At 37.3% G+C, this 13008-nt stretch carries 11 protein-coding genes; 2 read left to right on the forward strand and 9 right to left on the reverse strand.

Going from position 1 to position 13008, the window contains the following annotated elements; genetic code table 11:
- Window positions 1-49 precede the first annotated feature (49 nt).
- Window positions 50-1159 (forward strand): DNA polymerase III subunit delta, encoded by a 1110-nt coding sequence (gene holA / locus LEP1GSC203_RS03935; protein WP_002972494.1) that lies wholly within the window; start codon window positions 50-52, stop codon window positions 1157-1159.
- Here the strand turns inward: holA and LEP1GSC203_RS03940 are convergent.
- Both LEP1GSC203_RS03940 and LEP1GSC203_RS03945 read right to left on the reverse strand, forming a co-directional pair.
- The gene (locus tag LEP1GSC203_RS03940; protein ID WP_002972385.1) at window positions 1138-2025 is read right to left on the reverse strand and encodes an AAA-type ATPase lid domain-containing protein; all 888 of its coding nucleotides are present in this window, start codon (window positions 2023-2025) and stop codon (window positions 1138-1140) included. The genes holA and LEP1GSC203_RS03940 overlap by 22 nt on opposite strands.
- Window positions 2006-3583 carry an LIC10012 family protein gene (locus LEP1GSC203_RS03945; protein WP_002972152.1) on the reverse strand — a complete coding sequence of 526 codons (1578 nt, stop codon included), beginning with the start codon at window positions 3581-3583 and terminating at the stop codon, window positions 2006-2008. The genes LEP1GSC203_RS03940 and LEP1GSC203_RS03945 overlap by 20 nt, the downstream gene beginning before the upstream one ends.
- 129 nt (window positions 3584-3712) lie before the next feature.
- Here LEP1GSC203_RS03945 and LEP1GSC203_RS03950 point away from each other — a divergent pair, with 129 nt between their 5' ends.
- Window positions 3713-4294, forward strand: a complete 582-nt coding sequence (locus LEP1GSC203_RS03950) for a lipoprotein LipL21 (protein ID WP_002972335.1) — start codon at window positions 3713-3715, stop codon at window positions 4292-4294.
- A 71-nt stretch (window positions 4295-4365) separates the two neighbouring features.
- Here LEP1GSC203_RS03950 and LEP1GSC203_RS03955 read toward each other — a convergent pair whose 3' ends face one another.
- From LEP1GSC203_RS03955 to dnaN, 7 genes are all read right to left on the reverse strand, one after another.
- On the reverse strand, window positions 4366-4749 hold the full coding sequence (locus tag LEP1GSC203_RS03955; protein ID WP_002972820.1) for a PilZ domain-containing protein: 384 nt from the start codon (window positions 4747-4749) through the stop codon (window positions 4366-4368).
- An 11-nt stretch (window positions 4750-4760) separates the two neighbouring features.
- The gene (locus tag LEP1GSC203_RS03960; protein ID WP_002972910.1) at window positions 4761-5774 is read right to left on the reverse strand and encodes a tRNA dihydrouridine synthase; all 1014 of its coding nucleotides are present in this window, start codon (window positions 5772-5774) and stop codon (window positions 4761-4763) included.
- A gap of 13 nt (window positions 5775-5787) precedes the next feature.
- Window positions 5788-8313, reverse strand: coding sequence for a DNA gyrase subunit A (gene gyrA, locus LEP1GSC203_RS03965; RefSeq protein ID WP_002972496.1), 2526 nt, complete (start codon window positions 8311-8313; stop codon window positions 5788-5790).
- 19 nt (window positions 8314-8332) lie between these two features.
- Window positions 8333-10252: a DNA topoisomerase (ATP-hydrolyzing) subunit B gene (gyrB, locus tag LEP1GSC203_RS03970; RefSeq protein WP_039937103.1), complete on the reverse strand. Its 1920-nt coding sequence runs from the start codon at window positions 10250-10252 to the stop codon at window positions 8333-8335.
- A gap of 79 nt (window positions 10253-10331) precedes the next feature.
- Window positions 10332-10655, reverse strand: a complete 324-nt coding sequence (locus LEP1GSC203_RS03975; protein ID WP_002972938.1) for a DUF721 domain-containing protein — start codon at window positions 10653-10655, stop codon at window positions 10332-10334.
- Entirely contained in the window at window positions 10652-11755 is a 1104-nt protein-coding gene (gene recF, locus LEP1GSC203_RS03980) for a DNA replication/repair protein RecF (RefSeq protein WP_002972755.1), read from the reverse strand. Before recF ends, LEP1GSC203_RS03975 begins: the two co-directional genes overlap by 4 nt.
- On the reverse strand, window positions 11755-12873 hold the full coding sequence (gene dnaN, locus LEP1GSC203_RS03985; RefSeq protein WP_002972312.1) for a DNA polymerase III subunit beta: 1119 nt from the start codon (window positions 12871-12873) through the stop codon (window positions 11755-11757). Before dnaN ends, recF begins: the two co-directional genes overlap by 1 nt.
- Between the last annotated feature and the right edge of the window lie 135 nt (window positions 12874-13008).

Below are 13008 nucleotides of genomic sequence, written 5' to 3' on the forward strand. Positions count from 1 at the left end.
TATGAATATCGCCCTGATCCTAACGAAAGATTAGACCGGTTTACAGAAAATGGAAACAAAAAAATCACAAGCAAGAGAATTTACCTCTCTTTTCCAACTCTTCAAAACCCAAACTACGAATTTACCCCAGTTTTTTGCCTATTCGGGAGAAGACTCTTATGAATTTGAACTCATCATTGATCATTATAAGGAAACACTTTCTAAATCCGCTGGAACATTTGAAATTATTTTGATTGTTTCCGAATCAGGTGAACAAGCAAAACTCTTTGCTGAATTATTCACTCCGGATATGTTTTATCCGCGTAAACTCATCATAGTCAAACAAGCAACAGCTCTTTTTAAACCGATTCTCGATACAAAAGCTGCACAGGAATGGAAGGACTTTGCTTCTGGATTTCGTAAAAACATTACTTCTGTTTCCGATGAAATTTTTCTTTTAGTCCACTATGATAGTAAAGACATTCCTCAGAGTTTAATCCAACTCTTTCAAAGTACTCTAAACTATTATAAAACAAAATTTTTATATCCTAGCGATTATCCAAAAGTATTCAAAGAAGTTTGTGACCAAGAACAAGTGCATTTTGAACCAAACGCTGCAGATGAATTTATTCATAGAATTCCAGCAAACGTAGGTGCTTATTTAAAGAGTGTTAAAAAACTAAAACAATACCTTCATCGTTCTAAATTTACAATAGAAGATGTAAATGCAGTTCTATTCAGTCAAAATGAACTCAATACAAATACTCTTGTTGAATCTTTAATTCAAAAACGAAAGGTAGATTTTTTTAAAGAATTTACAAAGTTTAGCGACCAAAACTCAGAGATACTTAGTTTTCTCACAAGACTCACTTACAAATTGGATGAAATTCGTAAAATCAAAGTAATACGTTCTAGGCATAACGGGGAAGTTCCGATTCCTCTGATGGATGAACTTTTAAAAACAGGAAGTTATTCAGACGCGAGAAAAAACTTTGTAAGAAGGCAATTGGTTTCTGATTCAGCAATTTTTACCGATAAAACTTTAGATCAGTTTTATGACCAAGTGATAGAGATGAACATTAAATTTAAATCTGGTCTTCGTGATGAAGAAGGGAAAAACTATTTTTTACAAAAGATAATGCACCTGTTTTCTTTACTTCAGGAAAGATCTTCCAATTGATATTCATGCAACTTACGGTACAAATTTCTTTCAGAAATTCCCAATAACTTTGCTGCCTTTTCTCGATTTCCTTTAGTAAAAATCAAATTCGCTTTTATAATTTCTTTTTCATAAACTACTAAACTAATTCCTGGTTTTACTTCTAATTCAGACAGTTGGTTCTCAAAAAAATGTGAAGGAATTTGTTTCCAATGCAATTGTTTGCCCGAGGAAAATCCTACAAGAGCAAAAATCATATCTTTAAGTTCAGAAATATTGGAAGAGAAGGTTTTGTTTTTGAAAAATACAAAAAACTCTTCTTCAATTCCTGTGATTTTTTTATTTAACTCTGCGTTTGCTTCAGTCATAAACTGAGAAACGAAGAGCGGTAGTTCTGAGATTCGTTTTTTTAGATTTGGAATTTCAAAACGAAAGGATTTAAGTTGGTCATAAAATTCTGCAAATACATTCTTTTGATTTAGAATTTCGAGTTCATCGGAATGAATTTCCCAATACAAATATACTTTAGACTTCTCTTCATATTTTTCTGATTTCCACCATTGTTGCAATTGAAGAACATCTTCTGGTTTTGCCTTTGTAATTTGATCAATGTAGATTGCGATTTTTTGTTTTGAAGTTTGAATTTTCTCTAAGTATTCGGCAAAAGGAAATGGGTATAAAAAATCTAATCGGATGATTGAATTGTCCGTTAGATTTCTTTCTTCCATACTTTTCTGTATCCAATAGCTTTTTCCCACTCCCTTTTCACCAACGATTAACATTGGTAAATTGGAATGGGAAGTTTCGATCCATTGGTTGCGAATCTTTTGTATGTCGGATCCACTACAAATCCATTCTGTATTGGATTTACTTCTTTTTGATGACACTCACTGTCCCTTGAATGTAGCCATTAAATTCTCTGATTTTATTTGTATCTAAAAACTTTTTAGCTTGGGAAGGTTTTACCATCAATGTTTTTGGATAGGTTGAATTTACTTTTAACAAATTTGTTTCTACAGGAGCATTTTTGACTCCCCAAGTTGATAATGGATCAAGAACAAATGTTGTTTGGATTAAATATTCTTTTCCTTTGGTAACTGCCACATCGTAAGGTAATTGGATCCAAATCGCCTCACCTTTGGATTCCAAAAGAACGGTTTGAAATCTGTCTTTTTCCGATTGGTCCGAATTCGATTCTGTGCGTAGTATGTATTCCAAATCTGTTTTGATTTCTTCTTTTTCCAAAACTCGTTTGTCTGAAATCTTTTCATACGCCAGATATAAATTGTAAGGTGTGATTACATCCACTGCGGCACGAACTAAAGAAGCATCATATTTTTTGCCTTGGTATTGGTTCCAATTAAAAGGCAACTGCAACTCTTCCACAGAAGAATAAACATTAAATTGATTTAAATATAAATATTCATACCCTTCAGAAGTTCCTATCTTTTGGTATTCTGTAATTCCTACTACACGACTATTGCTTGCTTTACCTATCCTTTGGAGTTCTCTAATGGTGCTAAGATCGGAATGGTTAGGGATCAGTATAACGGGTTCAATTTCCATATGACGTAAATCATTTAACGCCATAATGATAGAACCAGATTTATCTTTAACACTTGAGGAAAGTAACAAAAATATTTTTCGCGATTCTTTTTTACCAGATGTTACTTTTGATTTTAAACCTTGTAAGGCGGAAACAACCGATTCAGTTTGATTATTCCCTTGCCATCCAGTCTCTTCCATAAGTTTTTTAATTTCAGAATGTTCTTTTGTTGGAGGAATATTTACAGTTTTGTCTTTTTTTACAAGTGTAACACCTAAATACAATCCATCTTGATCATACAGTGAAGATAAGCTCTTAAGTACGTCTTTTTTGTAATAAGCATACGAAGAGTGGATGTCTATAAAGAGTGAAATTTCATAATTTGGCGCAATTTTATTTTTCTTTTCGTAATAACGCGGAGGCAAAAAACGAAAACTCTTATCGTTATGTTTTTCATATGCTAAGATAAAATTGGATATGAGTTTGGATTGAATTGTTTGTCTTGATTGATTTTTACAATTGAAGATTACAGTTTTTACTAGGATAGGATTTCCAAAATCAATTTGGTCCTGAACTACAAAATGCGAGTCCCACTCCGTACAATAGGAATATAAGTCTTGGTCCTTTAGATCAGCCTCTTCATTCCAGTCTGTCTCATTTAAATAATTTTCTATCAATTTAGGATCTGTAATTTCTGTAAAAAAATTTCGTTTCAAATAATGTCGCGAAAGACGGGACAATTCGAATCCTGCCTCACGTCTCGATCCAAGAACCGGAGGAACTTCTCCAGAAATGTAAGCAGGTAGGATAGAAATTTCTTTCCCTAAAATAAATTCGGGAAAGAACGCAATAAATATCAAAATCATTACATAGGGAATTCGGAAGGCTCGGAGAGACATAAAATTAGAATCGGTCTATTGTGGGAAAATGTAAATCTTTATCCTACGGTCATCATTCGTTTTCTTTGAGAAAAGATTGACAAGGTCTTTTTATAGGATCAAATTCTTCGGAAAAGGAGTAGATTCTTTATGAAGAAATCGCTTATCGTATGTGCCTCTCTAATCGCATTTGTTGTATCTTGCGGATCCAATGATGGAGGCAGAAGAGACGCTACGACCGTAGGTAAAAATGGTTGGATTTTTGAAGGTTGGGCTTGTGCACCTGATGCCGCTGCTGCTAAACGTGGTGAAAGCCCTGCTGAGTATTGCAAAGGGAAAGAGAAAGAATACGATTATCTTTACATGAAATTTTCTGCACGTGCTTCTGACAAAGCAATCAAAGCTAACTCAGTGGCAATGAAACAATCCACTTGCCGTGAAGCAGCTCGTCTCCAAGTTGCTGGTGATGGTTTGAAAAAAATCTTGGGTGAATACTTAGAACAAGCATCTGGTGTATCTGATGGTCAATCCACAGGTTCCGTGATTGTTTCTGAATCTAAGGGAATCATCAAAGGTGTTGGGGTTTATGACTGCTGCTCACTTAACAATGAAACAGGAATTTGCGCAAATGTTGGCGAACCTGAAACTTGGGAAGAATGTCAGTGTGTTGGATACTTGCGTTATGCGGGTGGACAAAAAGCTCTTGAAGCTAAGGCAACTGCTGCTCAGTAATCTGACTGTAGCCACTTAAAGTTTCAAAAAGGCCTCCTCTTTGGGAGGCTTTTTTTTACCCTAACCTAAGTTTACTTTTTAGCTTTAGGGTCAAAATAGTGTTTGTGAATGAATTCTTGAACAACCTTATGTTCTGCTGCTGCCAAAGGTTTGAAAATGACTGAAGTGGTTTTTCCAGCGGTTCGATGAACTGTTCCAACAATCTCTAGCGGATTTTGATGGAGAGAAAATTGAACTTTCACTTGGTCCCCTTCATAAAATATGGCAGTTGTTTGAAAGGCCAATCCTCCCGTTCCTAAATCGGAAAGATGTCCTGTCACCGGTGTATTTTTTGATTTAACCAGTTCTACAGTGCAAGGTACGTCTAACTTCACTCTTGCATCTTTACGTTTTTGTTTTACTCCGCCATACTTACTGTAACTATCAGAAAATATTGACTGTTTTGAATCGGCCATTTTAACTTCCTCTACACGAGACTCACAAACGTTTCACAGTTTATATTCTCGTTATTTATTTCGCTTGTTTCCAAGAATCTAGAATCCATAGAAACAGATTCCAATCTATCTTTAAATTGATTTACATTTGTTATTTGCAATAACTCTCGTTTGCTTTCATCGGGAAAACCTGTATTTTCTATATACCGAATAAAGTGTTTCCGAAAGAGAATCAAAGCATAATCATCTTCCGAAGGATAAAAATTTAACATCAAATCCAAATGTTCTAAAATCACATCTTTTATTTCTAACCAAGTTTTGTTTTCTTTTTTTACATCGGAAAAGATCCAAGGGTTTCCAATGGCTTTGCGTCCTATAAGAACCAAATCAACACCAAACTTTTTTTTCTTCTCTAAAGCTTCCTGAAAAGTTGCAACATCTCCATTTCCAAATATAGGTACAGTCGCTTTGGATTTAATTTCGCCAATAGCATTCCAATCAGCAGATCCTGAATAGGCCATAGCTTTCGTTCTGCCGTGAACTGAAATCGCTGAGACCCCAGCTCCTTCTAATACTTTGACTGTTTCTAAATAATTTAGAGATTGTGAATCCCAACCAAGGCGAATCTTTGCTGTCACAGGAAGTCCCGTTTTTTTGCGAATTCCTTCAATCATGGCACCTGCCAATCGGACATTTCGTAAAAGCCCTGCCCCTGAACCATGATGAGAGACTTTTGCCACGGAACATCCCATATTGAGATCTATCACGTCAGGTTTTTTGGAAGCAGCAATTTCTGAAGCGTTAACGACCGTTTCTAGATCAGAGCCAAATATTTGAAAAAAGATGGGTCGTTCTGTTTCTAAATAACGAAACATATCAAGGGATTTTACATTTCCCAGTAACAATTGTTCTGTGGAAACAAATTCAGTATAAGCAAAGGCAGAACCAAAACGTCTTGTAATTTGCCTGTAAGGACTGTCTGAAATACCAGCCATCGGAGAAAGAACAACGTCACCTTTGATTGTTACATTCCCGAAGGTAATCATACGAACTCTTTATCTATTCAGGCTCAGTTTCCGAATCTCTGACTACGGCAAAGTCTTTTACAAAGTCTTCATCTTTGGTATTCACAACTTTGACTCCCATCGCAGAACGTCCCACCATAGAAATGGTTTTTACTTCCACACGAATGGCCATACCCGATTGGGTAATGACAAGAAGTTCATCGTCCTCTTTCACAGTAGCGATACCTACAGACCTTCCGTTTTTCTCACCAATCTTAAAGTAGGTCATCCCTTTACCACCACGACCTTTTGTTGAGAATTCTTCAAAATCCGTTCGTTTGCCAAAGCCATTTTCTGAAATGCAGAATAAGGTAGTCTCTGGTTCTACTTTGGTAATCCCTGCAATCGCATCATCATCTTCTAACTTCATTGCTGTGACACCGGAAGCCGTTCTACCTTGTGACCTAAGCTCATTCAAATTCATTCGAATCGCTAAACCATTTTTACTTCCAATAAAAACATCGTAATTATTTGGATTGGCAATTACATCGATCAGCTCATCTCCATCACGAAGGCCAATGGCAATGATTCCTGATTTTTTAGTATTGGTGAATTCATCCAGTTGGATTTTTTTCACAAATCCTTCTCTCGTTACCATAAGTAGATAGGATTCATCAAAGTTTCTAAACGTAAATAATGAGGTAATGATTTCATCATCATTCAAATTGATCACAGCTTTGAGGGACTTTCCGCGAGCTTCTTTTGAACCAATAGGAAGTTCATACACTTTCATGAGGAATGCTCGGCCTTTGTTTGAGAAGAGCATCAAGTTATCATGAGTCATGGCACTACTTAGTTTTTTAACAAAGTCTTCTCTTTTCGTAGAGATTCCTTGTACACCCTTTCCACCGCGTTTTTGGCGTCGGAAGGTATCCATAGGAAGACGTTTGATAAACATATCTTCAGAAAGTTGAACCACCACTTCCTCATCTGCAATTAAGTCCTCTGCATTGAAGGTGGATGATTCCAAAGACTCGAGACTAATTTCTGTAGAACGAGTATTTCCAAACGATTGTGCCACTTTTCCCAGTTCATCACAGATAATGGATTTCACTCGTTCTGGTTTGGCTAAAATGTCTTCTAAGTCAGCGATAAGAAGTCTCACTTGTTCCAATTCTTCAATGATCTTTTGTACTTCGAGAGAAGTAAGTCGTTGCAAACGCATTTCCAAAATAGCATCCGCTTGTAACTCAGAGAGTGCAAACGTTGCCATGAGTGAACCTTGTGCTTCTCTCGCATCTTTCGAGGCACGAATGATTCGAATCACTTCATCGATGTTATCGAGTGCAATCCTTAGTCCTTCTAAAATGTGGGCTCTTTTTTGCGCTTTATCTAAATCAAATTCCGTTCGTTTGATAACGACTTCATTTCTATGATTGGCATAGGATTTTAGAATTTCTTTAAGAGAAAAGATTTTTGGACGGTTGTCCAAAATTGCAAGCATTGTGATTCCATAACTCACTTGCAGTTGTGTTAGTTTGAATAACTGATTGAGGATTACTTGCGCATTCGCATCTTTTTTGATGTGAATCTCTACTCGAATTCCCTTTCTATCAGATAGATCCAAAATTTCAGAAATCCCTTCGATGATTTTCTCATTTACCAAGTCCCCGATTTTTTCGAGTAAGTTCTTTTTGTTTACTTGGTAAGGAATTTCATTAATTACAATGATCTCACGACCTTTGTTGTTTTCAATGATGTCGACTTTGGAACGAATCCGAATGGATCCCTTTCCTGTGGCATAGGCTTGGTAGAGGCCTTCTCCCCCAATGATAGTTCCCCCGGTAGGAAAGTCAGGTCCTGGAAGGATTTTCATCAGTTCAGGAAGTGTGATATCAGGATTTTGAATGAGTGCAATGACTGCATTTACCGACTCTTTCAGGTTATGCGGTGGAATGTTTGTTGCCATACCCACGGCAATTCCCGTAGATCCATTTACTAAAATATTAGGAAAATTTGCTGGTAATACATCCGGTTGTTGTCTCGTATCATCAAAGTTTGGCGAAAAACTGACTGTATTTTTTTCTATATCTTTTAGAAGTTCTTCGGCAAGTTTTGTGAGCCTAGCTTCTGTATATCGATAAGCCGCTGCATTGTCCCCGTCGACAGATCCAAAGTTTCCTTGGCCATCGATTAAAGTTTCACGCATTGAAAATGTTTGAGCCATACGAACCATAGTTTCGTAAACAGCAGAGTCACCGTGCGGGTGATAGTTACCAATCACTTCCCCAACAATTTTCGCTGACTTTACATAAGGTCGATCGGATCTCCAAGCTCTTTCATTCATCGCATGAAGAACACGCCGATGAACAGGCTTTAATCCATCCCGCACATCGGGAAGAGCACGACCCACAATTACGCTCATCGCATAATCTAAGTAAGCTTCCTTCATTTGGTCTTCGATTTCTACCGGAATGACCCGTACACCAGCTCTAAGGGCACCGGCTACGTCTGGTCTACCGGAAAGGTTCAGTGCTAAGGTTTTGTTTGATTCGTTTTCTTGGCCGTTTTGTTCGGTCATTTTTCTATCCTAATTCCGATTAAAGATCTAAATTTGCAACTTTGTATGAATTCGCTTCAATGAAACGACGACGAGGAGAAACTTCATCTCCCATAAGGATATTAAATGTATCCTCTGCTTCTACAAAATCTTGTAACTTTACTTGTAACATAACACGTTCTTTTGGATCCATCGTGGTATCCCAAAGTTGTTCTGGGTTCATCTCCCCGAGTCCTTTGTAACGTTGGATCACAACTTTATCATTCGGTCTGGCTTTTAGTATATCTTCCTTTTCTCTGTCGGAATACACATAGACTGCTTCCCGTCCAAATTTCAAAAGATAAAGCGGAGGTTGAGCTACATACAAAGATCCGCGTTCGATGACTGGTTTCATATAACGAAAGAAAAATGTTAAAAGTAGAGTTCTGATGTGCGATCCGTCTACATCCGCATCTGTCATGATGATGATTTTTCTGTAGCGAAGTTTTTCGACATTAAATTCATCATCACCGATACCAGTTCCCATAACAGTGATTAAAGTTCGAATCTCTTCATTTGATAGAATTTTATCCAAACGTGCTTTTTCTACGTTTAATATTTTACCTTTAAGGGGAAGAATCGCTTGCGTATTTCTATCTCGTCCTTGTTTTGCTGATCCACCCGCCGAGTCCCCCTCGACAAGAAATAGTTCACAATGTTCAGGATCTTTTTCCGAGCAGTCCGCAAGTTTTCCCGGTAAACCACCACCTTCTAAAACAGTTTTCCTTCTCGTAAGGTCACGAGCCCTTCTTGCTGCTTCTCTTGCTTTGGATGCTAAGATACATTTTTCTAAAATCTTTTTGATGACTGCAGGATTTTCTTCGAAGAAACGATTGAGACCTTCTCCTGTGATGGTTTGCATCAAACCTTTCACTTCCGCATTCACTAACTTTTCTTTTGTTTGTGAGTTAAACTGCGGTTGTGGAATTTTTATAGAAATCACTGCGCAAAGGCCTTCTTTAATATCATCGCCTTGCAATCCATTTGGTTGTTTTTTGAAAAGGATTTGGTCTTTCTTTAAATGATCATTTAACGTTCTAGTGAGTGCAGTTCTAAATCCCTCTAAATGTGTTCCACCTAGGTTGTTGTTAATTGCATTCGTAAAACAAAAAATATTTTCGCTATACGTATCGCAGTATTGAAGTGCGATTTCTGCCCAAACATTTTCTTTTTCTCCTACAAAGTGTAAAACTTTATGAAGTGGGTGTTTGGATTCCGTTATGTATTCTACAAAGGAAACAATCCCGCCATCGAATTTAAATTCATGTTGCGCAACTTCTTCTTTTCTTTGGTCTTCTATACGAATCAGAAGTCCTTTATTTAAAAATGCAATTTCTCTAAATCTTGCAGAAAGTGTATCAAAGGAAAAATCAACAGTAGTAAAAATAGTATCATCTGCTTTAAAGCGAACAACGGTTCCGCGGTGTGTTGTATCCCCTATTACTTTTACATCTTCTACAGGAACACCTGCTTGGTATTTTTGATAGTGAAGTTTGCCTTCTTGGTGAACTTCTACTTCTAAATAGGTGGAGAGTGCATTGACTACGGAAACCCCTACCCCATGAAGACCACCGGAAACTTTATAGGCGTCGTTTTCAAATTTACCACCGGCATGTAAAATGGTGAGAACCACTTCAATGGTAGACTTTCCTTTGTCGGGATGGATTCCCGTAGGAATCCCGCGACCGTTATCTTTCACTTCTATGATATGATCAGGAAGGATTCGGACATCAATTTCTGTACAGTGGCCGGCCATGGCCTCATCCACTGAGTTATCCACCACCTCATAAACCATCTTATGTAGGCCGGATTCATCTTGGGTTCCGATATACATTCCGGGACGTTTCCGGACCGCTTCGAGACCCTCTAGGATCTTGATTTTCGAGGCTGAATAGGCGTTTGGATCGGTTTGGTTGGACATAGATTTATAAGATACCCTATAGGAAGTATCCTAGAAAGACCTTCGAACGGCAAGTGAAATCGGGGAGATTTGGGTGGCTTTAAGTCCTAGGATTTTGGAATTCGTTTCCCGTTTTAAAGTGGATTTTTTCCAATAAAACCGGGTTCGTAATTGAGTTCACTTTGGAGAGAAGTTCGGTCTTTTGGAACTCCAATTCCTGGGATATCATGGAGTGACGACAAACAACTGTGAGTTTTTTACCTTCAATGGTTTTGGGAAAACTCTGTTTGCCAAAATACTCGCCCACGATTTCATTCCATTGCAATCGGAGTTTTTTCAAGATTTGGTCACGAAAGACAGCTTCTCTGTCCATACCGAGTTTTTCCAAACTTTGGAAGAGTTCTGAGAGTTCCACTTTCTTCATTTTGGCGAATACACCTTCACTTTACCAGCTTCCACTTGGTAAATTTCTTTATCGAGAGTTAGGTTCCCAACATACTCATTGATTCCTTCCAAATCTGTAGTCGTAAAAAATGCCTGTCCACATTCCGAAATCAAATTCACGAAGTATTCTCGTCGTTTGACATCGAGTTCCCGAATGATGTCATCAATCAGTAGAACGGGAGCTTCTCCTGTCGTATCTCGGATCATTTGGAAACAGGCAGTTTTTAGAGCAATCACAGCACTTCGTTTTTGTCCTTGGGATCCAAACCCACTTAGGTCTTTGTCATCAAAACCAATGGGAAGTGTGTCTCTATGATTCCCACAACTCGTGTAACCGATGGCTCTGTCTTTTCTTAGATTATCAATTAACTTCTGTCTATGTTCTTCTTTGGAAGATAGGTTTGGTTTGTAGGTCAAAAAGAAAGGGTCTTTTCCAGAACTTAACTGCTGTAAATTTTTATGAAAGTATCCAGAAAGGCTTTCGATCGTATTCGTTCTAATTTCACGAATTTCTGCATCATGTTCAATGATAGGTTCATCCCAAATTCCAATTTCACGATCAGTTGAATTTTCTTTCTTTAAGGCGGCATTGCGCTGTTTCACTAACCTATCGTATTCTATGAGTTGTTTCAAATAGTAACGATTTGTAGAAGAGATAAAGGCATCTAAAAATCTTCTTCTTTCCACATTCCCATCTTCAATGATCAGAATGTCTGGTGGACTCATGACTATGGAGCGAAAGTATCCCACATAATCAGAGATCTTCTTAAATTCTTCTCCATTCACTTTGAGTTTTTTTCGTTTGGAATAGGAATGTTCAATTCCATATTCAAATAGATATTCATTTCCTTCTGACTCAAATTCTGCCCGAATGAAAGTGTCTGAAGTATCCCAACGCAGCAGTTGGTTTTGGTCTGATTCTCGAAAACTTTTTAAGTATGAAAGTAGAGAGATGGATTCGAGAAGGTTTGTCTTACCTTCTCCATTGTTTCCAATAAAAAAGATAAGACGAGATTGAAAAGTAAGGGCTGTTTCTTCGTGATTACGAAAGTTCTTTATGTAGATCTTTTTTAGAAACATTAAAGTTTCATTGGCATAATTACAGAAACAAAGTCACTATCCGAAGGATCCTTAAATAGAACAGGTGCACTAGAAGTTGTGAATTCTAAGATCACTTCAGGATCATCCACAGCTTTTACCACATCACTCAAATAATCCCCTTTAAATGCGATTGTGATTGGTTCCCCATTGTATTCAATCGGCATGTTGTGATCAAACATCATAGTTCCTGGATTGGAAGAGCTGATATTCACACTACCTTTTGTAAATGCTAAACGAATTTGTTTCGAAGGTTCTTCCGCAGAAATCAAAGCTTGCTTTAAGAAAGTTAAAAAGTCAGCTTTAACCACTCGAACAGATTCGGATGTTTGTTTTGGAATCACTTGCTCATAGTCAGGAAAGTTTCCATCAATGAGTTTAAACAAAAGTTCTACGTTTCCACTGGATACATAAATTTGTTCTTCCACAAAACCAATCTTAGCTGTTTCTTTTCCTTCCATCATCTTTAACATTTCACGAACTGCTTTGTGTGGAATGATCACTCCATTTTTAAACGGAAACTGTTTTGGAAACTTTCTAACAATTTTTGAAAGACGGCGTCCGTCAGTTCCAACAACAATTAAGTCAGTGTTATCTGGTTTTAAGAAAAGACCATTAAAGACAAAACGTGTTTCTTCGATCGCCATGGCATAAGAAGTTTTACGAAACATTTCTCGAATGGTTTGGCAAGGAAACTCTACGACACTTGTTTCATCGACTTTAGGGATGGTTTTGATATCTTCAGAATCAATTCCATTCACTTTAAACTTTGTGTCCATTTTTCCAGAAGCATCAGTAATCGTTGTTTCCGAATTTTCTGATTGATCAGTCGTAGTTAACAAACTTGTATCAAAATTTAGATTTTTGAAAATACTGGAGAGTTGTTTTGCAGGTAAGGATGCTGTTCCTTTTTCTCCAATGGTTGAAGGAACAGAAGTTTTGATCGCGATTTCTAAATCCGTCGCAGAAAGATAAACTTCATTGTCGCCTGTTTGGATTTTCAAATTGGAAAGAGCCGACTTGATCTCTCGAACCGAGATGACACCATCCACTGAGTTGATTGCTTTTAGGAAGTCTGTAGTATTGACAGTGAATTTCATTTTTCCTCTTCTTCTTAATTATATTATATATCTTTATATATATTATGTCGTTTCCGTTGGTTCTGTCAGTATGTCGATAAAGCCTGGAAACTTCAATTTTTATTGAATTATGTCAGTTTTTTTCCTTTTTGCAAC

Source organism: Leptospira terpstrae serovar Hualin str. LT 11-33 = ATCC 700639 (genome assembly GCF_000332495.1).
Taxonomy (GTDB): Bacteria; Spirochaetota; Leptospiria; order Leptospirales; family Leptospiraceae; genus Leptospira_A; species Leptospira_A terpstrae.

Bases quoted from the DNA above. Each gene is read 5' to 3' on its own strand.
- gyrA (WP_002972496.1), bottom strand. From the start codon at position 8,313: ATGACCGAACAAAACGGCCAAGAAAACGAATCAAACAAAACCTTAGCA.
- LEP1GSC203_RS03945 (WP_002972152.1), bottom strand. From the start codon at position 3,583: ATGTCTCTCCGAGCCTTCCGAATTCCCTATGTAATGATTTTGATATTT.
- LEP1GSC203_RS03975 (WP_002972938.1), bottom strand. From the start codon at position 10,655: ATGAAGAAAGTGGAACTCTCAGAACTCTTCCAAAGTTTGGAAAAACTC.
- LEP1GSC203_RS03960 (WP_002972910.1), bottom strand. From the start codon at position 5,774: ATGATTACCTTCGGGAATGTAACAATCAAAGGTGACGTTGTTCTTTCT.
- recF (WP_002972755.1), bottom strand. From the start codon at position 11,755: ATGTTTCTAAAAAAGATCTACATAAAGAACTTTCGTAATCACGAAGAA.
- gyrB (WP_039937103.1), bottom strand. From the start codon at position 10,252: ATGTCCAACCAAACCGATCCAAACGCCTATTCAGCCTCGAAAATCAAG.
- dnaN (WP_002972312.1), bottom strand. From the start codon at position 12,873: ATGAAATTCACTGTCAATACTACAGACTTCCTAAAAGCAATCAACTCA.
- holA (WP_002972494.1), top strand. From the start codon at position 50: ATGGAAACAAAAAAATCACAAGCAAGAGAATTTACCTCTCTTTTCCAA.
- LEP1GSC203_RS03955 (WP_002972820.1), bottom strand. From the start codon at position 4,749: ATGGCCGATTCAAAACAGTCAATATTTTCTGATAGTTACAGTAAGTAT.
- LEP1GSC203_RS03950 (WP_002972335.1), top strand. From the start codon at position 3,713: ATGAAGAAATCGCTTATCGTATGTGCCTCTCTAATCGCATTTGTTGTA.